The following is a 25699-nucleotide window of genomic DNA, read 5'->3' as shown; positions in this document are numbered from 1 at the left end:
TTGCGCGACAAATAAATATGCTTCTTCTTGTGTTGGTTGGTTACCTGTTTATTTAAGCCGGCAAGATCTGAACACCATTAGCTCAAACTTAGGAAGAGAGCTCTTAAAGCATAACAAGCAGGGTCAACGCTTGTGTGGGTGGAAACATGGTTAGAAAAAAATCCAAAAAACACACAGAGCTTACAGAAGTAGAAAAGAAATGCTTCAAGAAATGATCATCACCTATCAAAGCGTGAAAATGATGTCTCGCTTGATGAAGTGGATAGCATTTTTTCTTTTTTTGCTTATCCTTGATTTTGCACGCCTCATGGATGCAATAGACAACATCTTCGCACATTTAAAACAATGGTTCTTAAAGAATTAGAAAAACTGTCATACAAGCAAAACTTCGAAAAATCCTTTTTACTATGAATTGGAGATCCAATCATAAGCGTAGTTCAGAATGCAAACCAAGTCGTAAGAGCTCTAGTGTTTTGGTATCTGGCTTTCGATAGATCACAACTAAATCTGGCTTGATATGACAATCACGACAATTGCGCCATTGACATGTTAGTGCATGATCTCTCCAATGCGCCGTTAGCGGTTCATTCTCCGCTAACGCTTTGACCACAAGCAGTAAATTCTCCTCTAGTGCATTAGCATACCTACCTTTGCTTTCATGTTTAAGATCACACCGGAATGAACGCGTATAGACAATTTCCCGCATAGCAAGCTTAGGTTTGCTTTTCAGATTTACGCATTTCGGTTCTATCTTCCCGTATCATGGTCCTTAAGCCGTCTAATGATGTATGTTCGATGCGTCTCATTTCAGCATCCTCGATAGCTCGTAATGTTTCCGGATTTGGTTGGAATAGATCAAGCGGTAATGCTCGATCTCTAGCAATGCGGGTCATAAACATGCGTACTGCATCCGATACAGTTAAACCCGTAGACTTAATAACTGCACTTGCAATTTCTTGAACTTCATCAGGTATGCGGGCTTGAATTTTTCCCATTGCTAAACCTCCTATTCAATTGTAGTACAATGTACTACACGTTAAGTTTATGTCAAGAGTTTCAACAATAGCTTTTCACAAGAGAACTTAGCAAAATTCAAAAAATGATTAGAGAAAGTTGGCAGAATAAGATATGTTTTGTAGAAGAATATTGGAAAATCCTATTCCCTAACCTTTATTTATGAACCTCGCACTTTTAAAAAAACTATATAAAATCAATGTGATATATGAATAAAAAAGAGCATAATATCACTAAAAGAGTGTTATAGAAATGATGTATCATGACGATTCTACCACTCGATAGTGCTTCGATAAGAGAAGCAATAGCGCTTCTTGAAAAAGGGAAGTTAGTAGCGTTACCAACGGAAACTGTTTATGGATTAGCGGGCGATGCAACCAATGGGAGGGCAATTTCTTCTATTTATTCTACAAAGGGTCGTCCGCAAATTAATCCTCTTATTGCGCATGTCAGCGGCATCGAAATGGCACAACGTTATGTTGAAATTGACTTTCTTTCACGCCAATTAATGGAGGAATTTTGGCCAGGGCCTTTGACATTGGTTTTGCCTTTAAAGGAACAGCATAATATCCATCCTTTAACAACCTCTGGTTTGAATACCTTGGCTGTTCGTTTTCCAGACAGTCGTTTTGCGGAAGTGGTACAACATTTTGGCCGTCCACTTGCTGCTCCTAGTGCGAATCAATCGGGGCGTCTTAGCCCTACTTCAGCTGAGGCTGTTTTTGCATCTTTGGGGGAATCTGTTCCTTTAATATTGGACGGAGGACCTGCTAAAATAGGGCTAGAATCAACGATTATTAAAATTTGTGGTGAAAATATTTATCTTTTGCGTCCAGGGGGGCTTACGGCTGATAAAATTGAAGAAGTTGTGGGGAAGTCTTTAAAACGGATAGATCAAAGGGCGGCGATTGAAGCTCCTGGGATGTTAAAATCGCATTATGCCCCCAATGCCACGGTTCGTTTGAATGTAGAAAAGGTGGAAAATGGTGAAGCGCTTTTAGCATTTGGTTCAAAGCGTGTTATGGGGGCTGAAAATGCCGTTTCTATTTTAAACCTTAGCGAAGATGGAAAGTTGGAAGAGGCAGCCTCTCATTTATTTCAATATATGAAGGAATTAGATTCATTTAAAGTGAGATGTATCGCAGTAGAACCTATTCCATCATACGGATTAGGGGAGGCTATCAATGATCGTCTTATACGGGCTGCAGCTCCAAAGGAGAAATGAACATGGAGCAGGAATTAATTGAGGGGTTTAGGAAAATTGTTGGTGCTAAGCATGCTATAACAGATCAAGCGTTGATTGCGCCGTATTTGCTTGAAGAGCGTGGGCTTTTTCATGGAAAAACACCTTTACTTTTACGTCCATCTTCTTGCGCAGAGATCTCATCGATTATGCAGTTAGCGAGCAAAACGCGCACACCGATTGTGCCACAGGGTGGAAATACAGGGCTTGTGGGGGGACAACAACCAGATGAAAGAGGAGGGAGCGTTCTTTTATCCATGGAGCGATTAAATAAGATTAGAGCTATAAATCTTGAGGGAAATTTTGTTGTTGTAGAGGCTGGTGTTATTTTACAGGATTTACAGAAAAAAGTGGATGAATCAGGTCGTTTTTTCCCTCTTTCTTTGGCATCTGAAGGTTCTTGCCAAGTAGGAGGCAATCTTTCGTCGAATGCTGGAGGGACAGCTGTTTTAGCTTATGGCAATATGCGTGATCTTTGTCTTGGTTTAGAAGTTGTTTTACCGGATGGGCGTATTTTAGATGATTTGCGTTTTGTTAAAAAAGACAATAGCGGTTACGATTTAAAAGATCTTTTTATTGGTGCAGAAGGCACATTGGGAGTTATAACCGCAGCCGTTTTGAAGATGTTTCCAAAAATAAAAGGAAAAGCTGTTGCTTTGGTGGGATTATATAGTCCGGCGAAGGCTTTAGAGTTTTTATCTCTGGCTCAAGAATATGGAGGAGGGATGTTGACAGGTTTTGAGCTCATGGGAAATCTCAGTTTGCAAATGGCTTTAGATTATAAGATGTGTGAGAAGCCTCCTCTTCAGCGGAAACATGAATGGTATGTATTAATGAACATTTCATCGTTGCAAGGCAATGATGAGGCATTATCGGTATTGAGTACTATTTTAGAAGAAGCTTTAAAGAATGCGGTGATAGAAGATGCAGTTGTTGCGCAATCTTTAAAACAGCAAGATTTTTTTTGGCAATTACGAGAAAGTATATCATCAGCACAAAAGTTAGCAGGAGGGTCCATTAAGCATGATATTGCAATCCCACTTGCTTCTATTCCTGATTTTATTGCTGAGGCAGCGCTTATTGTAGAAGATATTGCTCCAGGAGCACGGGTGATTTGTTTTGGACACATGGGCGATGGAAATTTACATTATAATATTACACAACCTGTAGGAGCTGATACGACAGTGTTCTTGCAGTTATGGTCAACAATGAATCATCGCATTCATAGTTTAGTGGTGGACTATAGAGGTGCATTTTCTGCTGAGCATGGAATTGGTCAGCTTAAGCGCGAAGAACTTCGTTCTTTTAAATCGCCTGTCGCATTGGATATTATGCAAGGGATTAAAAAAACGCTCGATCCTTTAGGGATAATGAATCCTGGAAAAGTATTATAATTCAAGAATGGTGATCATGTATTTTTGTTTAGATTTTAATAACCAAAAAAGAAACCAGTTGTTTTTTATTCAAACTTTTAATAATCCAATGAGAAAAAGCTGCTAAAGGGTGTATGTTATTTAAGATAAATTGGGATAATGTATATGGCTAATCAATGCTTTAATCAGGCAAAAGCGGTGCTTGAATTTCGGTTAGATCCGTGCCATTTGCCACAAACGACGACATATTTTTCATCCAAAACGGGTAATCAGGTTATTTGTTCGTTAAATGAGCGTGGTGTTTCTTTTAAAACGGATATGCCTTCAAGTTTATCGCATTTAATACCCCCTTATCATTTCCAAGGAATTGCAGCACGTACCGTAAAAACGCGTTCAGGAGAAAGAGCTGTTGCATTAGAATTACTTCATGCCGATGAGGAAGCTTGTATACCACTTTTGGTTTCCAGAGATTTGAATAATGTTCTTCTGGATTGGCGGTTATGGGCGGATACTTATGGCCTTCCCATGCTTATGATCAATGAAGATAATCGCATTCTGGTTGTAAAAGATCGTTCTGATTTACATCGATTTTTTGGTACAACAGCACATTCTAAACAAAAGCGTTTTTTACTTCGTTATAGCAATCCGTTAGGCTTGCGTTTGGTGATTGCGAATCGAATTGCACTCCAGTAATATTAACATGCATTCATTTTTGTACTACCGTCAGCATTTATCTTGTTGTGCTGTAAAACATCGTTGTTTGGAGCGGTAATATAAGGCATGTAAACTTCACACATGAAGTGTTTTAGAAGATATGGCAAATATTCTTAAGTTTGCTTGTAGGTATTTGTGTAAGTGCAGCATAGGAGTGGGAAGCAAGAGGAACCCGCTCAATGAGAATCCAGACCTTTACAGACGGGATTTGGTGTGACTTTTGGTTCTTGAAAACAAAAAGAGGAAGTCAATGATTGTAAATGAGAGTTTTTTGACACCATACATTGGCAGCAGGAATCGATTATGTAAAACGCTTTTTTCGGAGAGGTAAAAACGGTTTTCATAACAATAGAAACTGTTTTTTTTGGCGGTATAATTTTGGGTTTTTGCCACATCATAAAAACACCAGCAGATTGCTGGAAGTGTTTTTGAATTTTTTTATAAATAATTTCTCCATGTTGAATGAGAGCTTTGAATATTGCAGAATATTCTTATTTCATCTCTCTCTCTTATAATCAAAATCATTTAGATAGAAAGGGTGATCGTAATATTGAGAGTTGGAAAATACAAAGATGGTATCGGTTTTTATTCCAGAAAGATGGCAGAATGGATTTATACTATTTGCAGGTAGTGTCGTAAAATGGGAGTGATGAGCATGAGAGGTATTGTTTAAGAATTTGTATGTGAATAATATAACTATCTTTTTTGGGCATTTTATTTTTTGTAAAAGCGGAATTTCATTAAAAACGCGATAGATAAAAGAAATGATAGTATATATGTTTTTCTTCAGGACTTTATAAGAAAGAAAGTGTTTATAAAAATGATGAGAAAATACGTTTAAAGTAACAGTAAAATGATCATTTTATATTACATTTTCAGATTCAAAAAATTTTCCTATTTTATCATGAGTAGATATTCTATTTATAATATTTGATTGTTCAAAGGAAAGCACACTCATTTTTTCAAAATTATGGTCAACGTAAAACAGTGAGAAAATTTGTGTGTCATGCTCTTATATAAAATAATAAAATCGTGAAAAAGAATATTCAAAGGATTTTATTTTCTCGCGCAACGGCTCTCCATCCGATATCACGACGAACAAAACCTTCTGGCCAATCAATACAATCAACAGCTTCATAGGCACGTTTTTGTGCATGCGTAATCGTTTTTCCTGTTGCAGTTATATTGAGAACACGTCCACCATTTGCAATGAGTTCTCCATCACGCAACACTGTACCAGCTTGAAAAACTTTCACATCGGGAAGAGAGTTTACTTGATCAACGTTACGGATAACAGTACCTTTTTGGGGAGAGTCTGGATAACCATTAGCAGCCATAACAACGGTGAGAGCAGCTTTTTCAGACCACCGAAGAGGCTTATTTTCAAGTTTTCCTTGAGCAGCAGCAAGAAAAATTGGCAAAATGTCATCTTTGAGGCGCATCATTAAAACTTGACATTCAGGATCACCGAATCGTACGTTAAATTCAATTAATTCGGGTCCTTTTTGCGTTATCATTAATCCGACGAAGAGAATACCTTTAAAGGGAGCGCCCATTTCTTTCATGCTTTTTAAAGCTGGTTCAACAATTTCTTTGAGAGTACGATTCACTATTTCTTTGGTCATGATGGGCGCTGGTGAATAAGCACCCATACCACCGGTGTTTGCTCCAATATCCCCATCACCTACACGTTTATGATCTTGAGCAGATCCAAAAGGAAGAGCAACTTTACCATCACAAAGGCAGAAGAAGCTTGCTTCTTCACCTTCAAGAAAAGATTCTACAACAATTTTGTTTCCTGCATCTCCAAATGTACTTTTGAAGCAGGCATCAACTGCGTTAAATGCTTCTTCCATAGTTGTTGCAACCACAACACCTTTGCCAGCTGCTAAGCCATCAGCTTTAATAACAATGGGAACATCTTGTTGCTGAATGTAAGCTTTAGCTTTAGAGGCATCATTAAAGCATTGGTAACTTCCTGTAGGAATGTTATTCTTACGACATAAATCTTTTGTAAAAGCTTTTGAACCTTCTAGTTGAGCAGCTTTTTGAGTAGGACCAAATACACAGATGTTAGCGCTATTAAGAGAGTCTGTTATACCCGCAACCAATGGTGCTTCTGGTCCTACAATTACAAGATCAATAGAACGTGCTTTACAAAAATCAATAACAAGGGAATGGTCATCAATGTTTAAATTAATATTTTCACCAAATTCTGTTGTTGCAGGATTTCCAGGAGCACAGTATAACTTTGTTAGCAGTGGTGATGTTGCTATTTTCCATGCTAAAGCGTGTTCTCGTCCACCTGAGCCAATAAGAAGAATATTCATTGCTTGCTCCTCTCATAAAAGATGATTAATCTCATCCCCTTCTCATAAGAATGAAATGTCTCTATCGCAAGACCAAAGGTAAATCATTTGATGAAAAAAAATAAAAATATCGCGCATGTTCAGTCCTATGATAGCCAAGGACGGGTTATGGATGCATCTTCCAAACAATGGGTCTACAATTTCCTTCCCTGTTCTTTATGGTTTTATGCGCAATTGGCGCGTTGGGATCGGCCTATTGGATGGCAATTGTTGATGTGGCCTTGTTTTTGGTCAACAACAATGGCTTTTTTCTCTTATAAAATGCATTACGATACTCTTTTATCAATGTTTCTTCATTGGGTTTGGTATCTTTTTCTTTTTTTTCTGGGATCTATTGCTATGCGAGGGGCAGGATGTACTTGGAATGATCTTATTGACCATAAAATTGATGCTCAGGTAGAAAGGACACGTTCTCGCCCATTGCCGACAGGTCATGTGAGTCGGTTTCAAGCAAGAGTTTTTATACTTGTGCAATGTTTGGTTGGTTTAGTTGTTTTATCACAATTTAATAGGTTTAGTTTTTTTCTAGGTATTTCGTCATTGATAGCTGTTGCATTTTATCCTTTTATGAAACGCGTAACATATTGGCCGCAGTTTTTTTTAGGCGTTGCGTTTAATTGGGGGGCATTAATGGGGTGGGCTGTTGTCTTTGGAAGTTTAAGCTGGGCACCAATCTTGCTTTATGTGGGATCAATTTTGTGGACCATAGGATATGATACAATCTACGCACATCAAGATAAAGAAGATGACGTTACTGTTGGTGTCCGTTCTACGGCTCTTCTCTTTGGTAAAGCAACCAAGCGTGCTTTAGTATTTTTGTATGGTGGTTTTGTGATGTTCATTAGTCTAGCATTTTATTTAGCTGGAGTCCCTGTTCTTAGTTTTTTGGGGATTTTTGTGGCAAGCATCCATATGTTTATTCAAATTAAAGTCATTGATATAGATGACAGTTCACAATGCCTCAGGCTTTTCAAATCTAATTCGCTTATTGGTTTTGTGATTTTTGCTGGTTTAGTATGTGGGGGTATATGGACGATATTTTATCCTGCGGTCTAAAAATAAGTTAGCTAAAATCATAGTTTCTACTGAATACAGTATGTTTTTTTAAATAAGCTTGTTGCTAATCTATTTTTAAGCGATACAGTAGAAAATATTACTAATCAACTGTTACAGTGGAAATGAAATTCTTCTATTTAAATAAAATAAATCATCTTCTTTTAGAATTTTTCAAATAAAAAATATTTGTTTAACTGTTGGGAAGAAAAAATCTTCATAACGATGAAATTTGAAGGATTAGGGATAAAGTTTTTGTCTTTTCCAATCGCTGTGTTCAACACAATCGCGTGTAAAAAGCAGACGATCATGTAAACGAAATGGGCGATCACACCAGAACTCTATAGAAAGGGGTTTAACACGAAACCCAGACCAATAAGGTGGTCGTGGAATATTACCTAGAGCATAACGCGCAGTATATTGAGCAATTGCTTTTTCGAGCACAAAACGATTGTCTAAAGGTTGAGATTGTTTAGATGCCCATGCACCAATTCGACTACCACGTGGTCGTGATTGGAAATAGGCATCGGCTTCCTGTTGACTTACTTTTTCAACAATTCCTCTAATTCTTACCTGACGACGGAGCGATTTCCAATGAAAACCTAAGGATGCTTTCATTGATTTTAAAATTTCTTGTCCTTTACAGCTTTCATAATTGGTATAGAAGACAAAGCCTTGGGGACTGTAGTCTTTGAGGAGAACCATACGAACATTAGGGAGTCCTGTTTCGTCAACTGTTGCTAATGCCATAGCATTCGGATCATTTATTTCACTTATCGTTGCTTCTTCAAGCCACTTTGCGAAAAGTTCAAAAGGTTTTTGCATTTGCATAAAATGATCATCTGTTGGTATTTTTTTGCTCATAGCTTCTCCAAATATCAGTGAGCATGGGTGAGGCATTTTCTCATTTACTTTATCATCAAAAAGTCACAGTACCATTTTTTCTCATTTTCAAAAAGCCAATGCTATCGTGTATTTCTATGGTAGTTTAATTATTTTTACTTTAGCATAGACTACAAGGAGCTATATTAAATAAATATCTCATTTTATCTGGTATTTTAGTTTATTGATAGACATATAAAGAGGAAAGAAGAAATTATTCTCTAGAATAGATTGATGAAGTTATAAGGGATATTGAACAACGGATCAGTTGATATTTTGAAAACGAAAAAATTGAAAAGAGGGCAATATGCGTGATCCCTACACGATTCTGGGTGTGGCACGTACCGCAAAATCGCAAGAGATTAAATCGGCATTTAGAAGATTAGCAAAGAAGTATCATCCAGATCATAATAGAGATGATGCAAAGGCTAAAGAAAAATTTGCTGAAATTAATCAAGCTTATGAAATTATAGGTGATAAAGATAAAAAGGCACAATTTGACCGCGGTGAAATTGATATGGAAGGAAAACCGCTTTATCAAGCCTATGGTACTGGTGAAAATTTTAGCAATAAACAAAATCCCTTTTCAGGAAGAGCAAAGGGATTTGATTTTTCCTCTTCAGGTGGTGCAGGTTTTGATGCGAGTGATATTTTTCGGGATCTGTTTGGAGGAGGAGGTAGCTTTTCGAATTCCACACACTATAACCGTCCCCAACAAGGAGCACATGTTCGTGCTAATCTTGCCATAACACTAGAGCAGATGGTTGGCGCAGAAAAGGTGGAAGCTGTTTTTCCAAATGGAAAAAGGTTAAAAATTAAACTTCCATATTATATTGAAGACGGACAGGTTATTCGTTTAAAAGGTCAGGGAGAAGAGGTAGCTCTTGGGCAAGCAGGAGATGCGTTGATAACCATTCAGATTCAAAAACATCCTCGTTTTCGGGTTGAAGGAAGAGCACTTCATCTTGATTTACCAGTTTCTCTTAAACATGCTGTTTTGGGAGCAAAAGAAGAAGTTGAGACGTTGGAGGGACGTGTGGTTTTAACGATTCCTGCGTGGTCAAGTTCTGATCGCGTTTTACGGTTGAAAGGGAAAGGGCTTCGTTTAAAAAATGGTACAAGAGATGATCTTTATGTGCATGTTCGCATTATGTTGCCGGAAGGTGAAAATGCCGCGCTAGAACAGTTTTTGCAAATGCAACAAGATTAATTTTAAAATTTTTATATATAAAAGCGTAGTTTTTGTTTGATTTTAAACCAATTGCTTGAAGAAAAAGTTGACCTGTGTCATAGGCAGATGAATAATATTAATTTTAAGTAACAATGGGGCAGTGCTGATGGCTAAGGGTAATGGTTTATTGTACGGTAAGCGTGGTTTAATTTTGGGGTTGGCCAATAATCGCTCCATCGCTTGGGGAATCGCTAAAGCGGCAAGTAGCGCAGGGGCAGAGCTTGCTTTTACCTATCAGGGTGAAGCAATGAAAAAGCGTGTTGAGCCTTTGGCTGAAGAATTAAAGGGGTTTGTTTGTGGACATTGTGATGTTTCTGACAGTGTCTCTATTGATACGGTCTTTAAAGAAATAGAGAAGAAATGGGGAAAACTCGATTTTTTAGTTCATGCTATTGGTTTTTCTGATAAAGATGAATTAAGTGGTCGTTATATTGATATCAGCGAATCAAATTTTATGATGACCATGAATATTTCCGTTTATTCCCTAACGGCTCTAACGAAGCGTGCAGAAAAATTGATGCCAGATGGTGGTTCAATCTTGACACTGACCTATTATGGAGCAGAAAAGGTTGTTCCAAATTATAATGTAATGGGGGTTGCTAAAGCGGCTCTTGAAGCGAGCGTGAAATATTTAGCGGTAGATTTAGGTCCTCAAAATATTCGTGTTAATGCTATATCTGCTGGACCCATTAAAACGTTAGCAGCTTCTGGTATTGGTGATTTTCGTTATATTTTAAAATGGAATGAATATAATGCTCCATTACGTCGTACGGTAACAATTGAAGAGGTTGGTGATTCTGCGCTTTATTTTCTTTCAGATTTGTCTCGTTCTGTTACTGGTGAAGTCCATCATGTCGATTCGGGTTATAATATCATAGGTATGAAAGCCGTTGATGCACCAGACATTTCTGTCGTTAAAGAATAAAGTTTGGTTTATAGGATTTTATTGGACAGCAGTAATTTGACCAAATTTAAAGTGGCTAAGAGTATTTGAGCGCAAAGAGCTACCTTGTGTATAGCATACAACATGCGTTGTCGTTGTAATATTTGACAGAGAAACGGATCTTTTTCATGTCGCATAATACATTTGGTCATTTGTTTCGTGTAACAACATGGGGTGAAAGTCATGGTGCTGCTCTTGGTTGTGTCATTGATGGTTGTCCACCTGGAATTATTTTTACTCTTGCAGAAGTTCAAGCTTATCTTGATAAACGCAAACCAGGACAATCAAAATATACAACGCAGCGCCGAGAATCAGATAAAGTAGAGGTCCTTTCAGGAGTTGTTGTTCAAGACGATGGGACGACATTGGTGACAACAGGTACACCAATTTCTCTGTTGATTCGAAACACAGATCAGCGTTCGAAGGATTATAGCTCGATTGCCCATCAGTATCGTCCAGGACATGCGGATTATACTTATGATATTAAATATGGCATTCGTGATTTTCGAGGTGGGGGACGTTCTTCGGCACGGGAGACGGCAGCACGTGTTGCAGCTGGTGCATTTGCTCGTAAAATCGTTCCTGGTTTGATTGTACGAGGAGCAGTGATAGCAATTGGTCCTCATAATATTAATCGTGATCGTTGGGATTGGTCAGAGGTTAATAATAATCCTTTTTTTACAGCTGATGCAGAGATGGTTCACATTTTTAGTGATTATATCAGTGAACTCCGTAAAGAGGGAACATCTGTTGGAGCGGTTGTTGAGATCGTTGCAGAAAATGTTCCGGCAGGTTTAGGAGCCCCTATTTACGCAAAGCTTGATCAAGATATTGCCTCGTTACTTATGTCGATTAATGCGGTAAAAGGTGTGGAAATTGGTGATGGTTTTGCGGCAGCCCGCTTGAGGGGAGAAGAAAATGCCGATGAAATGCGAATGGGAAATGATGGAAAACCGCTTTTTTTATCAAATCATGCGGGAGGTATTTTAGGGGGAATATCGAGTGGACAGCCAATTGTTGCACGTTTTGCTGTAAAGCCTACTTCATCAATTTTAACACCTCGTCGCTCTATTGATGTTGATGGTCATGATATAGACGTTATAACAAAGGGGCGTCATGATCCATGTGTTGGGATCCGTGCCGTTCCTGTTGGTGAAGCGATGGTTGCTTGTGCTATTGCTGACCATTATCTAAGACATCGCGGTCAAGTTGGGTGATTGAGAAGGTGAACAATGGCGTATGATGAAAAAAAAATTGTTTCTGCACTTAAAGCTTTTGAACGCGGTGAAATTGTTGTGGTAACAGATGATGATGACCGTGAAAATGAAGGTGATTTAACTGTTGCTGCAGCGCATTGTACAGAAGAAAAGATGGCGTTTATTCTTCGTCACACAACAGGTATTGTGTGCACACCTATGCCAAAAAAAGAAGCAAAACGGTTTAATCTTTCTCCTATGGTACCAGATAATAATTCTGCACATGGGACACAATTTACGGTTACTGTTGATTTTAAACACGGCATAACAACAGGGATCTCAGCACATGACCGTACATTAGCTGTACGTAATCTTGCGAATTCAAATGCAAGTGCGGATGATTTTGTTCGTCCAGGGCATGTTTTTCCTTTGATTGCGCATGAAGGGGGGGTGCTCATGCGTTCAGGTCACACAGAGGCGGCTGTTGATTTATGTAAATTAGCTAATTTGCCGCCGGTTGGTGTTATCGGTGAGTTAGTTAATGATGATGGAAGCGTTAAACATGGCGATCAGATTATGAAATTTGCGCAAGAACATCGGTTGCATATTATAACGGTTGCAGATTTAATTGCTTACCGCCAACGTAAGGAAATATTGATCAAAAATGTTGGAGAAATGCCTATTGAAACATTTGTAGGTCCCGCTATTATTCAAAGTTATCAACTCCCTTGGGAAGCCGTTCAGCATATTGCAATTGTTTTTGGTGATGTCCGTGAGGGGGAGGATATTCCTGTGTATTTACATCATGAAAACATTATAAATGACGTTTTTTGTCAAACTTCAGATATTATGGTGATGATGCGGCGTATGATGGAAAAAGAAAAACGTGGCGTATTTATTTATTTGCGTGAAGGATCTGTTATACAATCAACTATTGGTATTCAAAACATGGCAAGAGACAGTTCAGAAAACCATGTGCAGGCGATTGAACGCGAAGAAGAATGGCGCAAAATTGGTTTAGGATCACAAATTTTAAAATATTTAGGAATAGGCTCTGTTATTGTTTATGCTTCTAAAGAGCGTCATTATGTAGGTTTGGAAGGTTTTGGAATTCGTATATCCAGAACAGATATTTTTTGAGGTTCATATGAAAAAAGAGATACAAGAGGGAGATATTACGACCTTAAGTTTCGAGCAAGCGCTTAAGCAACTTGAAGTTATTGTCGAAAATTTGGAACGTGGCGATGTGCCTTTGGAACAATCCATTGATATTTATGAACGCGGTGAAGCGCTTAAAAAGCATTGTGAAAAACTCTTAAGAGTTGCTGAAGCTAAAGTTGAAAAAATCCAGTTTTCAGAAGAAGGTTCTCCAGAAGGAGTAGAACCACTTGATGCTAAATAATATTAAATCTTTTTGGATATTTATTGTGGGACTTAAGAGATGCAATAACCTTAGTTTATAAACAGAAAAATTTATTGATTTCTTTTTTATATAATAATTTAAAAATGAGGAAATTATAGTTCATCTCAATAGATAAAGAGCATTTTTCAGTAAAAAAAGATGCAAAACTGTAAATAAGAGTAGAGAAGATGTATTTCGTTGCGTTTTCTTGAGTTAAGATAATAGAAAGGATTTTTTTTGTCTCAGGTCCTAACACCATTGCTTGACCGTGTTTGTTTTCCGCAAGATTTGCGGGCATTGCATGAGTCTGATTTGGTACAGTTGGTTGATGAGTTGCGGACAGCAACAATTGATGCGGTTTCTGTAACAGGTGGTCATCTTGGGGCGGGACTTGGTGTTGTTGAGCTCACTGTTGCATTACATTATATTTTTAATACACCAGAGGATAGGATTATTTGGGATGTTGGTCATCAAACCTATCCACACAAGATTTTAACGGGGCGTAGAGAAAAAATTCGCACATTACGTCAAGAGGGCGGATTATCTGGTTTTACAAAACGTTCAGAAAGTGTGTATGATCCATTTGGAGCGGGGCATTCATCTACTTCTATTTCAGCGGGGCTTGGCATGGCGGTGGCAAGTGCTTTGAAAGCAGAGACAAGACGCAATATCATAACTGTCATTGGTGATGGTGCAATGTCTGCGGGTATGGCATATGAAGCAATGAACAACGCTGGTGTTTTGAATGCGCGCTTGATTGTTGTTCTTAATGATAACGATATGTCTATAGCACCACCTACAGGTGCTATGAGTGCACATCTTGCACGATTAGTGTCTCGTCCTTCTTATCGTCATTTGCGTGAACGCGTAAAGATGTTGAGCGAAAAATTGCCAAAGTTTTTTTTGGATAAGGCCCGTCGTTCAGAGGAATTTGCGCGTGGACTTTTGGTTGGGGGAACTTTATTTGATGAGCTTGGCTTTTATTATGTTGGACCCATAGATGGGCACAATTTGGGGCATTTATTGCCTGTTTTTAAAAATGTTCGTGAATATCCTAACGGTCCTGTTTTGGTGCATGTTGTAACCCATAAGGGAAAGGGATATCCACCTGCAGAGGCCTCGTCTGATAAATATCATGGTGTTAATCGTTTTGATGTCACGACAGGAAAACAGGTAAAAGCATCAAGTAATATTCTACCCTATACCAAGGTATTTTCTAAAGCTTTAATAGAAGAAGCTCGCCATGATGATAAGATTGTTGGCATAACAGCAGCGATGCCAACAGGGACAGGCCTTGATTCTTTTGCGAAAAAATTTCCTGAAAAAATGTTTGATGTTGGTATCGCTGAGCAACATGCCGTAACTTTTGCGGCAGGACTTGCTTGTGAAGGGTATAAGCCTTTTGTTGCAATTTATTCTACTTTTTTACAGCGTGCTTATGATCAAATTATTCATGATGTATCAATTCAAAAATTACCGGTACGTTTTGCTATTGACCGAGCAGGTTTTGTGGGGGCAGATGGCGCAACACATGCTGGAAGTTTTGATATTGTTTTTTTGTCCACTCTTCCTGAGTTTGTTGTTATGGCACCTTCTGATGAGCTTGAATTGATGCATATGGTGCGTACAGCTGCAGCTTATGATCAGGGACCCATTTCTTTTCGTTATCCGCGTGGTGAGGGGATTGGTATAGATTTACCGCAACGTGGTGAGTTATTAGAAATTGGAAAAGGGCGCGTTCTGCGTGAAGGGAATAAGATCGCTTTGGTTTGTTTTGGAACGCGGATGTCAGAAGTGTTGCAAGCTGCTGATGCGTTGGAGGTTGAAGGGTTATCTACAACGGTTGCAGATGCACGGTTTGCAAAACCTTTAGATAAGGATTTGATGCGTCGTTTGGCACGTGAGCATGAGGTATTGGTGACAATTGAAGAAGGGGCAATCGGTGGATTTGGAGCGCACATATTACAATTTTTAGCGCAAGAAGGGCTCTTAGAGCATGGTTTGAAAGTTCGTACACTACAACTTCCAGATGAATATTTGAATCACGGCTCACCAAAAAAAGTTCTTTCACGTATCGGGCTTGATGCTATGGGCATTGTCAACACGGTTTTTACAGCTTTGGACCGCGAGATTCGAACAGGATAGAAAATTCGAGTATGAGATGGCTGCCAGAAAAAGACTCGATATTCTTTTAGTTGAAAAAAACTTTTTTAAGACACGTTCACGCGCACGTGATGCTGTTATGCGCCAAACTGTTAAAGTTAACGGAGAAATCGTTTTTAAAGCTGGGCAAATCGTTTTTGATGATGCAGAGATTACCGTTTGTGATCCAGCGCAGAATTATGTTTCTCGGGCAGCGTTAAAATTGATTGCTGCACTTGATGCATTTCCAATTATAACAGATAAAGTGACAGCCATTGATGTTGGTGCATCAACAGGTGGTTTTACGCAAGTTCTCTTAGAGCGTGGAGCAGATCATGTTATTGCCGTTGATGTTGGGCATCATCAATTTGATAAACGTTTATTGGGCAACAGTGCTATAACGTTATTAGAAGGCTTGAATGTCAGAGATTTTAAACAGGAACATTTAGGTGGGCGAGAAATTGATCTTATCGTTTCAGATGTTAGCTTTATTTCGCTCAAACTTGCATTGCCTCCCGTGTTGTCTTTAGCCAAGAAGGGTGCCCAAGCTGTTTTACTGGTAAAGCCTCAGTTTGAGGTTGGTCGTAAACATTTTAGTAAGGGAGGAATATTAAGTCCATCAAGTGCTAAAGAAACTGCTGAGGCACTTTTTGTTTGGTTAAATACACAAACAGGGTGGAGTGCAAAAGGTTTAATTTCTTCCCCTATTACAGGTGGTGATGGCAACGTGGAATATTTACTATTCGGAGAAAAACAAGAGTGAATGACAATGTCATAATCGATCATATCGGAGCAAATGGTTATGGTATTGCTAAGACGTCTCACGGCTTCGTTTCTGTTCCTTTTACTTTACCAGGAGAGTGTGCTGAAATTACTGTTCATGGAAAATATGCAACATATATAGCATTAAAAGAAAAATCATCAGAACGCATTGATACTCTTTGTCAGCATTTTGGAGAATGTGGAGGGTGTACTCTTCAGCATTGGCATATGGATGCTTATCGCGTATGGAAACAACAATTGGTTGTTGAGGCGCTTAAAAAGTATGGACTTAATAATGTTGTTGCGCCTTTAATAGAATGTAAACCTTATAGCCGACGGCGGATTACTCTAACAGCATCCATGACCCCACAGGGGCAAAAAGTTGGTTTTAACCGTTATCTCTCTCATGAGATTGTAGCTCTTGAGGAATGCCCAGTAAGCCGTCCAGAGCTTATTTCTCAGTTGCATAATATCAAAGAGCTCTGTGCTTTTCTAAAGAACTCTGCCAAACGGTTTCATGTTACGATAACATGTGTTGAAAATGGTTTAGATGTTGCTTTAAGCGGTTGCATTATACACCATGAATCACTTCGTCAGAAAATGATCAGTGCTGCTCTTTCATATGGGATTATACGTTTATCTGTTGACGGTGAAGTTTTGGTTGAACGAGAAAAACCAGAGATTTACTTTGGAGATGTCCGTGTTGAATTTCCTTCTGGTGGTTTTCTGCAAGCAACTTGTGAAGCGGAAAATATAATGGGCAATATTATTTTGACTCATTTAAAAAAAGCAAAGAATGCTGTTGATTTGTTTTCAGGGGTAGGAACATTTACCTTGCGTATGGCAAAAAAGATGAGTGTTCATGCAGTAGAAAATAATGAAGATGCATTAAGAAATCTAAATACAGCAGCACGTTTTGCGACTGGTTTAAAAACGGTCACTTGTGAAAAACGTGATCTTTTCCGACATCCCCTTTCTGTAAAGGAACTTGAATGTTTTGAGAGTGTTGTTTTTGATCCTCCCCGTGCTGGTGCAGAGCAACAAGTACGTGAATTAGCGAAGACAACAGTATCACGTGTTGTGGCAATTTCTTGTAATCCTACTACATTTGCTCGTGATTTATCTCTTCTTGTTGCAGGGGGGTATACAGTAGAAAAAATCATACCGATCGATCAATTTTTATGGTCACCACATGTCGAAATTGTTGCTGTTTTGAGCAAAAAGAAAAAAAAGAAAGGTTGGAAACTTTAGCCTAATTTTTTTTAAAAGTTTACCTGAGTATTATTATAAAATCTCTCCAAAATTTATCTATAATAATAACCTTTTTCTCGTTGATCTAAGAGCACTGAATGTAGAAAGTGCTTTTTTATTATGAAATATAAAAGACAAGTTACCCCACACAAAAAAACCACAAAAAAGACGAATGGATTACGAAGAATATGTATCTGAATAAGCCTGTTCCATCGTTATATTTGCCATCTCCCAATGTTTCTAAAATTCTTGGTACTTGAGACGGTCCATAAGAAGAATCTTTAGTTCTTTCTTGTACAGTTTTTATCCATATAACTCTCCCTGCCTGTAATGTATAAACGAATGATTTTGATTGGTTCAACAGACACAGATTTAAAATGAGAGAATCTTACGGTATTCAAGGTTCTAATACAATATGAATAACGCTAGATTATCTTTATAAATCAATGCATTGTACCCACTCACAAAATGGTCGTAATAGACGAGAAGGAGGCAATACGGGGAAGGAATGAGCAAGCTTATTCCTCTATAAGCGCAGTTCCACCGATTGTCATATTATTGATTCGAAGGTGAGGTTGGCCAACACCAACAGGGACATTTTGGCCAGCTTTTCCACACATACCAATACCATTATCTAGTTTACTATCATTACCAATCATTGTGATACGTTTCATAGCATCCGGTCCATTTCCAATAAGAGTTGCCCCTTTGATTGGTGCACAAATTTTACCATTTTCTACTCGGTATGCTTCAGTACATTCAAAGACGAATTTTCCAGAAGTAATATCAACTTGTCCTCCACCAAATGAAACAGCATAGATACCACTTTTAAGTGAAGAAAGGATTTCTTCAGGTGTTTTATCTCCTCCTAGCATGATTGTATTGGTCATTCGTGGCATTGGTGCATAAGCATAAGATTCACGCCGTCCATTTCCAGTTGATTTACCTCCCATAAGCCGTGCATTAAGCCTGTCTTGCATAAAACCAACGAGCTTTCCATCTTCAATGAGAACGTTATATCCTGAAGGGGTCCCCTCATCATCAACAGTGAGAGAGCCACGGCATTGTGGAATTGTTCCGTCATCAACAACTGTAACACCTTTTGCTGCAACTTGTTGTCCTAAAAGTCCAGCAAAAGCGGATGTTTTTTTACGGTTAAAGTCACCTTCTAAACCATGACCTACGGCTTCATGGAGCATAACACCAGGCCATCCGTTGGCTAAGACAACATCAAAAGATCCAGCAGGTGCTGCTTCTGCTTCTAAATTTGTTAAAGCCATACGTAAGGCTTCATCTGCAGCTTTCTTCCAATTGTCTTCATGAATAAATTGGTTAAATGCTTGTCTCCCTCCACACCCATAAAAACCATTTTCACGTCGATTGCCTTCAGCTACGACCACAGATATAGAAAGTCGCACAAGGGGACGAATATCACGAACCAAATAACCATCTGCACGTAAAATTTCAACATGTTGTAGCGAGCCGGAAAGAGAAACAGTCACTTGATGCAATTTATCATTTTTAGCACGTAAATAGGCATCAATTTTTTGCAAAAGAGCACTTTTTTCTTCAAATGATGGAGCATCAAGGGGATTATGCGGTTGATAAAGTCTTTTGTTTGTTTGTTGAGGTGCTATACTATAAGGCCCTGCATGATTATTATAGGTAACAGCTTTAGCAGCTTCACTGGCACGTTTGAGTGCAGCAGCTGATAACTCACTAGAGTGAGCATATCCAGTAGCCTCTCCAGCAACAACGCGTAGTCCAAATCCCATATCTTGATGAAATGAGCCGTTTTTAAGCTGCCCATTATCAAATAAAAGAGCTTCGCTTTCTGTGTACTCAAGGTAAAGCTCACCATCATCAGCATGATGAAGTGTTTCCTGTACAAGTGATTGCACTTTAGAGGAAGCAATATCAAAATGATCAATCAGCGATTTCATAAGAATTATCCTATTTTTATGGGGGCTTAGAAGATTTTTATCAATCTAATTTTAAGAATCTTTCAAAATATACGATGAAATTTCAATCGTTTAAAGTGTATTGATTTCACTCATGTTGGTAAGGTTGCATAGGCGTCGCCAAGACCATGAAGGTCAACAAAACCTCCAATCCCTTGTTCCGGAGTTGTAAAGATAAAATAGGTTGCCATTTTTCCTTTTAAAAAGAGCTGCAATATGTCTTCTTTAAGAAAGGCTTCAGCAACACAATTATCACCAAGACAACGACGATATTCCATTCTGCCCATATTTTTATCGTCAATTTTAATTCCAACGCCAGGACGTAATTCAACGCGAATCGGAACAAAAACACGCATCAAGGCACCTTGCTTTTGAGGAAGTTTATAAAATGTAACGCGCAAGGTAATATCTTGACGCCCTTGTGTGTGAACGTTTTGTACAACTTCACACTGCATGTTAGGTGTACCTGGTGGTAGAGAACAAACTTTTGTCCATGCACCATAGGTTTGTGGAGCAGGGACACTTTGCGCATAGGGTGTTTGTGCAAATGCATGACTGATAAAACTACTATAAAGTGTGTAAAAAACAGTGCCAATAAAAAAAGTTTTTTTGAGTAATTTATAAAGTATCACAGAAAATCCTATCCGACTTAACACTCACAACCATGCATAGATTTACATAAAAAATGAATTCCCTATAAAAAACTATAACACAAAATCAGTATTTACCCAAATATATTAATTCATAGGATATATTTTTATGATACACTTGTAATATGGGAAAGAACGTTGATTGAAAAAATGTGTTTTTATTGCCAGTATTTTCATCTACTTTTAGGGTATACGTGCGAAAGAGATATTTCATATTTTCTCAAAAATACGATTGGTCTTAATTGGTCATTTCCATACGCTAGATAATATTTGTCAGATAATATTGGGTTTGTGAATGACAGAAATGGAAAAGGGCTTTGAGTGGAATGTCAGTTTCAGAAAAGTTATCGGTTGTGAATGGTAAACCAACGCCACCAAAATCCACTATTAGTGATTATATCACATTATTAAAGCCACGTGTTATGTCTCTTGTGATCTTTACGGCTTTAGTTGGTTTGATGGTGTCTCCTGTTCCTATCAATCCGTGGTATGGTTTTTTAGCAATTTTATGTATTGCTGCTGGTGGCGGTGGTGCGGGAGCACTGAACATGTGGTATGATGCTGACATTGATGCTGTGATGGAACGGACTAAAAAGCGTCCCATTCCCATGGGTAAAATCAGCTCTCAAAAGGCATTTATTTTTGGCATGGTTCTTTCTATGCTCTCGGTATTGGTTATGGGGAGCTTCATTAATTGGTTTGCGGCATTTTTTCTTGCTTTTACGATTTTCTTTTATGTCGTTATCTATACAATTTGGTTAAAGCGTATCACACCACAAAATATTGTTATTGGTGGTGCTTCTGGGGCTTTTCCACCAATGATTGGATGGGCCGCGGCAACAGGGACAGTGAGTATTGATAGCTTTTTATTATTTTTGATCATTTTTATGTGGACCCCCCCCCATTTTTGGTCTCTTTCTTTATTTTCATCTCTTGATTATGAGGCTGCAGGCATCCCTATGATGCCTAATGTACGAGGTGAACATTCAACAAAAAAACAGATTTTATTTTATACTATTTTGATGGCATTATGTGCTGCTGCTCCTTGCTTTATTGGTCTTGGCGGAATTTTTTATGCTATTTTTTCAACAATTTTAAGCATTATCTTTATTTATTTTGCTTATCGTTTATGGAAAGCTGATACACATAATGAAACTATTTTGATGGCCAAAAAAACGTTTTTCTTTTCGTTACTCTATTTGGCAGCTATCTTTGGAGTTCTTTTGATTGAATCTCTTGTTTGGTATTTTATCGCTCTTTAGGCAAATAAAATGAAAAAGCAAATTTAAAAAGAGCTTTTCTTCAAGAAAATTCTGTAAGAAAACACGATAGAGTCTGTTCTTATGCAAAAGATGATATTGCGCGTTTTTTTACATTGCTTATTCATGTATAATAATAGGTTGTTTGAATATATAGCTAAAACTATAGAGATTAAGGATGATTTATGTCTGGACTTCCCCCTTTAACGATACGTCTTTGTGGTCCACGTGGATTTTGTGCAGGGGTTGATCGTGCTATCCAGATTGTTCTGCTTGCATTAAAAAAATATAGTGCTCCAGTATATGTTCGTCATGAAATTGTACACAACCGCTACGTGGTTGAGGGATTACAGCAACGGGGAGCTGTTTTTGTCGAAGAACTTGATGAGATTCCAGAAGAACATCGCAATCAACCGGTTGTTTTTTCTGCTCATGGTGTACCAAAATCTGTTTCAGAAGAAGCGCGATGCTATAATTTGTTTTATCTCGATGCAACATGTCCGTTGGTCTCGAAAGTGCATAAACAAGCGATACGACATCAACGTCATGGTCGTCATGTTATATTGATTGGTCATGCTGGTCATCCTGAGGTGATAGGGACAATGGGACAGCTTGAAGAAGGGGCTGTGACGCTTATTGAAACGATAGAAGATGCTTTGCATTATCAACCCAATGATCCAGATAAATTAGGATTTGTGACACAAACAACGCTTTCTGTTGAAGATACAGCAGGAATTATCGATATATTACAACAACGTTTTCCTACATTAGCAGCCCCAGCGGCTGAGTCAATTTGCTATGCTACAACGAATCGACAAGATGCGGTTAAAGCAGCGGCAAAGGGGAGCGATTTGTTTTTGATTGTTGGAGCACCAAATTCTTCTAATTCACGACGTTTAGTAGAGGTTGCCGAAAAGTCTGGTGCGCGGCAAGCTATTTTAGTTCAGCGCGCTGATGAAATTAATTTTGAAAACCTAAAATCTCTTTCTATTGTCAGTCTTTCAGCAGGGGCTTCGGCTCCTGAAATTATTATTGATGAAATTATTTCAGCATTTCGTGAGCGTTATGATGTCACAATAGAATTAGCTGAAACAGCGGTAGAAACGGAAAAATTTTTAGTGAGTCGCGAATTACGTGACGTCATTTTAACGTCTCAAGATATGGCTTTCGTCAATGGTCAAGCAAATAATGCAAAAAATAAAAATCAGAATACAAACATGTCTACAACGAAAGCAGAATAATGGCCGTTTATACAGATATTCACCCAAATGATTTAAAAGTGTTTTTAACACGTTATGCAATAGGATCACTTTTGTCTTATCAAGGTATAGAGGAGGGGATTGAAAATTCTAATTTTATGTTAGAGACAACACAAGGGCGATTTATTTTAACACTTTATGAAAAGCGTATTTCAAAAGATGATTTACCTTTTTTTTGTCGCTTGATGCAGCATTTAGGACAGCGTGGAATTCCTTGTCCTCAACCTGTTATTCAAAATGATGGAATGATGATCTGTGAATTAGCAGGACGTCCTGCCGCTATTATTACTTTTCTGGAAGGAGAGTGGATCCGCCAGCCCAATATAGATCATTGTGGCGAAGTGGGGATGGGGCTCGCACAATTGCATTTAGCAGGACAGGATTTTACACTTAGTCGTAAAAATACCCTTTCTGTTATGGATTGGAAGGTCTTGTGGCAACGTTGTCAAACCAAAGAAGATGCATTGTTAAAAGAATTTGGACAAAAAATTGAGTTGGAATTGGCTTTTTTACAGAAAAATTGGCCGTTCAATTTACCAATAGGCATTATTCATGCAGATCTATTTAATGATAACGTCTTTTTTGTGAATCATCGTCTTTCTGGGATGATAGATTTCTATTTTGCTTGTAATGACTTTTTTGCTTATGATTTAGCGATCTGTTTAAATGCTTGGTGCTTTGAGCCTGATCATTCCTATAATCTTACCAAAGCACGTAAGTTATTGGAAAGTTATCAAAAAATAAGACCATTGATCCCTTTAGAATTGGACAAGATGGTTTTATTAGCTCGTGGTGCGTCTCTACGTTTCTTACTCACACGTCTATATGATTGGTTTAATACACCGCCTAATAGCTTTGTTATTAAGAAAGATCCATGGGAGTATTGGCACAAGCTTTGTTTTTTTAGTAATGTAAATTCGCTAAGTGAATTAGGTTTTTAAATTTTATGGCAACTCAACAAAAAGTCGTTGAAATTTATACAGATGGTGCTTGCTCAGGGAACCCTGGAATTGGAGGATGGGGGGCAATTTTACGCTGGAATGGTCATGAACGGGAGCTTTATGGCGGTAAGGTTCATACGACAAACAATCAAATGGAACTCATGGCGGCTATTTGTGCATTAAAGGCGCTTAAAGAGCCCTGTTTGGTCGATCTTTATACAGACTCAGTTTATGTGCGTAACGGTATATCTAAGTGGATTGAAGATTGGAAAAAGAATAATTGGCGCACCGCATCAAAAAGTCCTGTTAAAAATATGGAGCTATGGCAAGCTCTTGAGGATGCTAGTTCTTGTCATACAGTCAGATGGCACTGGGTAAAAGGGCATGCGGGACATCCAGAAAATGAACGCGCAGATGCCCTTGCTCGCAAAGCAATTACTCAATATCGTGAAAATGGACGTTTTCCAGCATAATTGCTGTTTGGGAGCTTTTTCTTTTATCACGGAGTCGTAAGCGGGGTTGGCTGCGTATGGAATATGAATGTTCCACTTAAGGCGTGATCTTTAAAAGAAACTGTATAAAAAATTTTTTGGTTTATTTCTTCTGGTGCGAAATAGAGTGGAGCACTGAAGAGTGTATATTCTGCGTTATCACTGACTTTTCTTGCTGCTCCAATTTGCATTTCTCCTCCATCTAAAAAGAGAGAGGAAGGTGTAGTTTTGTTGTTATTTTGTATTTTTATAAGAAGGGTACTGTTATTTTTTTCGGCACTTATTTTTAGTGCATTCTGCATCATGCGGGGCAAAGAATCTTGCGCCTTTTTTAAGAAGGAAGCAGGAAGATGTTTATTTTTAAGAGCAGATGGCGAAAAATCAAAGTTAATAGTAAATGGAAGACAGATTTTATTACATAATCCAAGAGTGAAAGCACCACTTAAATTTTTGCTTGAACCAGAAAGATTGAAGGGCAATATTACTTTATCTTTATAACCTAATGACCAATCATTTTCTGTTTCAAAAAGCTGTGGAGTAGGATAGAAGATTTCATAAGAAATCTGTTGGTTGAAATTAAAAAATGGTGCCATGCCAGAATTACCTGGATTACGCCAGTAAGTTTTCCATCCTGGTTTAAGTTCAATTTCAATAATGCCTTCTCTTATTCCAGAAAGAGAAGGTTCAGTGATCGCTAATCGGATACGACCACCATCTGATTCATACCAAGATGTTGCGAAAAGCTGGAGTTTTTGTTCTGTTTGAGCATTTACAGGAATGTTAAGTAATTCTAAAACTATGAATGTTAAGCTTAAAGTAACTAAAAGCTTTTTATAAAAGAAAGTTGCGATATTTTGTAAATTTGTAAATATACGACTTTTTTTCATTGGAGTTTTATTTTCCTAGTGTGCTAAATGAACAAACTTTTATCATGTAAATTATGGAGAATAACAGATTAATGAAGCGGTGTAATGGCTTTTTAGGTGGACAATTACTCATAGCAATGCCTGGGATGAATGACAAACGCTTTATTCGTTCTGTTATTTATATTTGTGCGCATTCTAATGCCGGTGCGATGGGCATCATTCTTAATCAATTGCATCATATTGATTTTCCAGAGCTTTTGCTTCATTTGGGAGTCATAGACAGTGGCCAAAAAAAAAGTCTTTCTGAACCAATAAAACAGTTTCCAGTTCGCTATGGTGGTCCTGTTGATCCTTTGCGTGGTTTTGTCCTTCATTCAGATGATTATGCTTGTGAAGAAACTGTTTTTATTGCAGATAAGATCTGTTTTACTGCGACAATTGATATATTAAAAGCGATCAGTTGCGAACAAGGTCCGCAACATGCACTGGTCGCATTAGGCTATGCTGGATGGAAAGCGGGGCAACTTGAGGCAGAAATTTCTACAAATGGTTGGCTAATCAGTTCTACATCACCTAGTTTTCTTTTTGAAAGCGATTTAAGCTGCAAATATGATAAAAGTTTAACACGCATGGGTATCGATCCAACTTATCTTGCTTCTGAAATGGGACACGCGTAGAGTTTTTTCTAAGCTTTTTA

Annotated in this window: 24 protein-coding genes and 1 pseudogene; 18 read left to right on the top strand and 7 right to left on the bottom strand. The window is 38.2% G+C overall.

Features of this window, described 5'->3' with window-relative positions; genetic code table 11:
* Positions 1-146 precede the first annotated feature (146 nt).
* Positions 147-364, top strand: a pseudogene (locus tag ACFILH_RS09065) (hypothetical protein).
* 60 nt (positions 365-424) lie between these two features.
* Here the strand turns inward: ACFILH_RS09065 and ACFILH_RS09060 are convergent.
* Together ACFILH_RS09060 and ACFILH_RS09055 are read right to left on the bottom strand one after the other, a co-directional pair.
* Positions 425-706 carry a type II toxin-antitoxin system YafQ family toxin gene (locus ACFILH_RS09060; RefSeq protein WP_273791336.1) on the bottom strand — a complete coding sequence of 94 codons (282 nt, stop codon included), beginning with the start codon at positions 704-706 and terminating at the stop codon, positions 425-427.
* Positions 707-713: 7 nt separating this feature from the next.
* Positions 714-995, bottom strand: coding sequence for a type II toxin-antitoxin system RelB/DinJ family antitoxin (locus ACFILH_RS09055; protein WP_273791337.1), 282 nt, complete (start codon positions 993-995; stop codon positions 714-716).
* Positions 996-1276: 281 nt separating this feature from the next.
* Here ACFILH_RS09055 and ACFILH_RS09050 point away from each other — a divergent pair, with 281 nt between their 5' ends.
* From ACFILH_RS09050 to ACFILH_RS09040, 3 genes are all read left to right on the top strand, one after another.
* Complete coding sequence (locus ACFILH_RS09050) at positions 1277-2239, top strand: L-threonylcarbamoyladenylate synthase (protein WP_273791338.1); 963 nt, start codon at positions 1277-1279, stop codon at positions 2237-2239.
* A gap of 2 nt (positions 2240-2241) precedes the next feature.
* Positions 2242-3651 (top strand): FAD-binding oxidoreductase, encoded by a 1410-nt coding sequence (locus ACFILH_RS09045; protein WP_375664170.1) that lies wholly within the window; start codon positions 2242-2244, stop codon positions 3649-3651.
* A gap of 144 nt (positions 3652-3795) precedes the next feature.
* Positions 3796-4323 carry a DUF6101 family protein gene (locus ACFILH_RS09040; RefSeq protein ID WP_012754813.1) on the top strand — a complete coding sequence of 176 codons (528 nt, stop codon included), beginning with the start codon at positions 3796-3798 and terminating at the stop codon, positions 4321-4323.
* 1067 nt (positions 4324-5390) lie between these two features.
* Here ACFILH_RS09040 and purD read toward each other — a convergent pair.
* Positions 5391-6674 (bottom strand): phosphoribosylamine--glycine ligase, encoded by a 1284-nt coding sequence (purD, locus tag ACFILH_RS09035; RefSeq protein ID WP_375667684.1) that lies wholly within the window; start codon positions 6672-6674, stop codon positions 5391-5393.
* Positions 6675-6764: 90 nt separating this feature from the next.
* Here purD and ubiA point away from each other — a divergent pair, with 90 nt between their 5' ends.
* On the top strand, positions 6765-7769 hold the full coding sequence (gene ubiA, locus ACFILH_RS09030) for a 4-hydroxybenzoate octaprenyltransferase (RefSeq protein WP_375631380.1): 1005 nt from the start codon (positions 6765-6767) through the stop codon (positions 7767-7769).
* Between the two features lie 237 nt (positions 7770-8006).
* On the opposite strand, the gene pdxH is transcribed toward ubiA, so the two are convergent.
* Positions 8007-8630, bottom strand: coding sequence for a pyridoxamine 5'-phosphate oxidase (gene pdxH, locus ACFILH_RS09025; protein ID WP_375628318.1), 624 nt, complete (start codon positions 8628-8630; stop codon positions 8007-8009).
* 325 nt (positions 8631-8955) lie between these two features.
* Between pdxH and ACFILH_RS09020 the strand changes: the two genes are divergently transcribed.
* From ACFILH_RS09020 to ACFILH_RS08985, 8 genes are all read left to right on the top strand, one after another.
* On the top strand, positions 8956-9858 hold the full coding sequence (locus ACFILH_RS09020; protein ID WP_375667682.1) for a DnaJ C-terminal domain-containing protein: 903 nt from the start codon (positions 8956-8958) through the stop codon (positions 9856-9858).
* 127 nt (positions 9859-9985) lie between these two features.
* Positions 9986-10804, top strand: coding sequence for an enoyl-ACP reductase FabI (fabI, locus tag ACFILH_RS09015; RefSeq protein WP_273791344.1), 819 nt, complete (start codon positions 9986-9988; stop codon positions 10802-10804).
* Positions 10805-10950: 146 nt separating this feature from the next.
* Complete coding sequence (gene aroC, locus ACFILH_RS09010) at positions 10951-12039, top strand: chorismate synthase (RefSeq protein WP_375660559.1); 1089 nt, start codon at positions 10951-10953, stop codon at positions 12037-12039.
* Positions 12040-12054: 15 nt separating this feature from the next.
* Positions 12055-13158 carry a 3,4-dihydroxy-2-butanone-4-phosphate synthase gene (ribB, locus tag ACFILH_RS09005; protein ID WP_375663230.1) on the top strand — a complete coding sequence of 368 codons (1104 nt, stop codon included), beginning with the start codon at positions 12055-12057 and terminating at the stop codon, positions 13156-13158.
* A gap of 7 nt (positions 13159-13165) precedes the next feature.
* A complete protein-coding gene (locus tag ACFILH_RS09000) occupies positions 13166-13420 on the top strand; it encodes an exodeoxyribonuclease VII small subunit (protein WP_273791347.1) in 255 nt (84 codons plus the stop codon).
* A gap of 237 nt (positions 13421-13657) precedes the next feature.
* Entirely contained in the window at positions 13658-15565 is a 1908-nt protein-coding gene (gene dxs, locus ACFILH_RS08995) for a 1-deoxy-D-xylulose-5-phosphate synthase (protein WP_375667680.1), read from the top strand.
* A 16-nt stretch (positions 15566-15581) separates the two neighbouring features.
* Positions 15582-16325, top strand: a complete 744-nt coding sequence (locus ACFILH_RS08990; protein ID WP_375643156.1) for a TlyA family RNA methyltransferase — start codon at positions 15582-15584, stop codon at positions 16323-16325.
* Positions 16322-17575 (top strand): class I SAM-dependent RNA methyltransferase, encoded by a 1254-nt coding sequence (locus tag ACFILH_RS08985; protein ID WP_375667678.1) that lies wholly within the window; start codon positions 16322-16324, stop codon positions 17573-17575. Before ACFILH_RS08990 ends, ACFILH_RS08985 begins: the two co-directional genes overlap by 4 nt.
* A 518-nt stretch (positions 17576-18093) precedes the next feature.
* On the opposite strand, the gene tldD is transcribed toward ACFILH_RS08985, so the two are convergent.
* Entirely contained in the window at positions 18094-19518 is a 1425-nt protein-coding gene (gene tldD, locus ACFILH_RS08980) for a metalloprotease TldD (RefSeq protein ID WP_273791351.1), read from the bottom strand.
* Between the two features lie 110 nt (positions 19519-19628).
* Positions 19629-20168, bottom strand: coding sequence for an invasion associated locus B family protein (locus tag ACFILH_RS08975; RefSeq protein ID WP_273791352.1), 540 nt, complete (start codon positions 20166-20168; stop codon positions 19629-19631).
* Between the two features lie 344 nt (positions 20169-20512).
* On the opposite strand from ACFILH_RS08975, the gene cyoE reads away from it, so the two are divergent.
* From cyoE to rnhA, 4 genes are all read left to right on the top strand, one after another.
* Positions 20513-21448, top strand: a complete 936-nt coding sequence (gene cyoE, locus ACFILH_RS08970; RefSeq protein WP_375643165.1) for a heme o synthase — start codon at positions 20513-20515, stop codon at positions 21446-21448.
* Between the two features lie 182 nt (positions 21449-21630).
* Entirely contained in the window at positions 21631-22686 is a 1056-nt protein-coding gene (ispH, locus tag ACFILH_RS08965; RefSeq protein WP_375663361.1) for a 4-hydroxy-3-methylbut-2-enyl diphosphate reductase, read from the top strand.
* Positions 22686-23645 (top strand): homoserine kinase, encoded by a 960-nt coding sequence (locus ACFILH_RS08960; protein WP_273791354.1) that lies wholly within the window; start codon positions 22686-22688, stop codon positions 23643-23645. The genes ispH and ACFILH_RS08960 overlap by 1 nt, the downstream gene beginning before the upstream one ends.
* A gap of 5 nt (positions 23646-23650) precedes the next feature.
* On the top strand, positions 23651-24118 hold the full coding sequence (gene rnhA, locus ACFILH_RS08955; RefSeq protein ID WP_273791355.1) for a ribonuclease HI: 468 nt from the start codon (positions 23651-23653) through the stop codon (positions 24116-24118).
* A 26-nt stretch (positions 24119-24144) separates the two neighbouring features.
* Here the strand turns inward: rnhA and ACFILH_RS08950 are convergent, their stop codons facing one another.
* Positions 24145-25023: a protein-disulfide reductase DsbD domain-containing protein gene (locus ACFILH_RS08950; RefSeq protein WP_375667676.1), complete on the bottom strand. Its 879-nt coding sequence runs from the start codon at positions 25021-25023 to the stop codon at positions 24145-24147.
* Between the two features lie 71 nt (positions 25024-25094).
* On the opposite strand from ACFILH_RS08950, the gene ACFILH_RS08945 reads away from it, so the two are divergent.
* A complete protein-coding gene (locus ACFILH_RS08945; RefSeq protein WP_375631387.1) occupies positions 25095-25679 on the top strand; it encodes a YqgE/AlgH family protein in 585 nt (194 codons plus the stop codon).
* Positions 25680-25699: the final 20 nt, after the last annotated feature.

It is taken from the genome of Bartonella sp. CL435QHHD, assembly GCF_042195095.1.
In the GTDB taxonomy this organism is placed as follows: domain Bacteria; phylum Pseudomonadota; class Alphaproteobacteria; order Rhizobiales; family Rhizobiaceae; genus Bartonella.
Note: the sequence above shows the minus strand (reverse complement) of the source record. Positions and strands in the feature narration are given on the sequence as shown.

Bases quoted from the DNA above. Each gene is read 5' to 3' on its own strand.
- ACFILH_RS09060 (WP_273791336.1), bottom strand. From the start codon at position 706: ATGCGGGAAATTGTCTATACGCGTTCATTCCGGTGTGATCTTAAACAT.
- ACFILH_RS09055 (WP_273791337.1), bottom strand. From the start codon at position 995: ATGGGAAAAATTCAAGCCCGCATACCTGATGAAGTTCAAGAAATTGCA.
- ACFILH_RS09050 (WP_273791338.1), top strand. From the start codon at position 1,277: ATGACGATTCTACCACTCGATAGTGCTTCGATAAGAGAAGCAATAGCG.
- ACFILH_RS09045 (WP_375664170.1), top strand. From the start codon at position 2,242: ATGGAGCAGGAATTAATTGAGGGGTTTAGGAAAATTGTTGGTGCTAAG.
- ACFILH_RS09040 (WP_012754813.1), top strand. From the start codon at position 3,796: ATGGCTAATCAATGCTTTAATCAGGCAAAAGCGGTGCTTGAATTTCGG.
- purD (WP_375667684.1), bottom strand. From the start codon at position 6,674: ATGAATATTCTTCTTATTGGCTCAGGTGGACGAGAACACGCTTTAGCA.
- ubiA (WP_375631380.1), top strand. From the start codon at position 6,765: ATGAAAAAAAATAAAAATATCGCGCATGTTCAGTCCTATGATAGCCAA.
- pdxH (WP_375628318.1), bottom strand. From the start codon at position 8,630: ATGAGCAAAAAAATACCAACAGATGATCATTTTATGCAAATGCAAAAA.
- ACFILH_RS09020 (WP_375667682.1), top strand. From the start codon at position 8,956: ATGCGTGATCCCTACACGATTCTGGGTGTGGCACGTACCGCAAAATCG.
- fabI (WP_273791344.1), top strand. From the start codon at position 9,986: ATGGCTAAGGGTAATGGTTTATTGTACGGTAAGCGTGGTTTAATTTTG.
- aroC (WP_375660559.1), top strand. From the start codon at position 10,951: ATGTCGCATAATACATTTGGTCATTTGTTTCGTGTAACAACATGGGGT.
- ribB (WP_375663230.1), top strand. From the start codon at position 12,055: ATGGCGTATGATGAAAAAAAAATTGTTTCTGCACTTAAAGCTTTTGAA.
- ACFILH_RS09000 (WP_273791347.1), top strand. From the start codon at position 13,166: ATGAAAAAAGAGATACAAGAGGGAGATATTACGACCTTAAGTTTCGAG.
- ACFILH_RS08990 (WP_375643156.1), top strand. From the start codon at position 15,582: ATGGCTGCCAGAAAAAGACTCGATATTCTTTTAGTTGAAAAAAACTTT.
- tldD (WP_273791351.1), bottom strand. From the start codon at position 19,518: ATGAAATCGCTGATTGATCATTTTGATATTGCTTCCTCTAAAGTGCAA.
- cyoE (WP_375643165.1), top strand. From the start codon at position 20,513: ATGTCAGTTTCAGAAAAGTTATCGGTTGTGAATGGTAAACCAACGCCA.
- ispH (WP_375663361.1), top strand. From the start codon at position 21,631: ATGTCTGGACTTCCCCCTTTAACGATACGTCTTTGTGGTCCACGTGGA.
- ACFILH_RS08960 (WP_273791354.1), top strand. From the start codon at position 22,686: ATGGCCGTTTATACAGATATTCACCCAAATGATTTAAAAGTGTTTTTA.
- rnhA (WP_273791355.1), top strand. From the start codon at position 23,651: ATGGCAACTCAACAAAAAGTCGTTGAAATTTATACAGATGGTGCTTGC.
- ACFILH_RS08950 (WP_375667676.1), bottom strand. From the start codon at position 25,023: ATGAAAAAAAGTCGTATATTTACAAATTTACAAAATATCGCAACTTTC.
- ACFILH_RS08945 (WP_375631387.1), top strand. From the start codon at position 25,095: ATGAAGCGGTGTAATGGCTTTTTAGGTGGACAATTACTCATAGCAATG.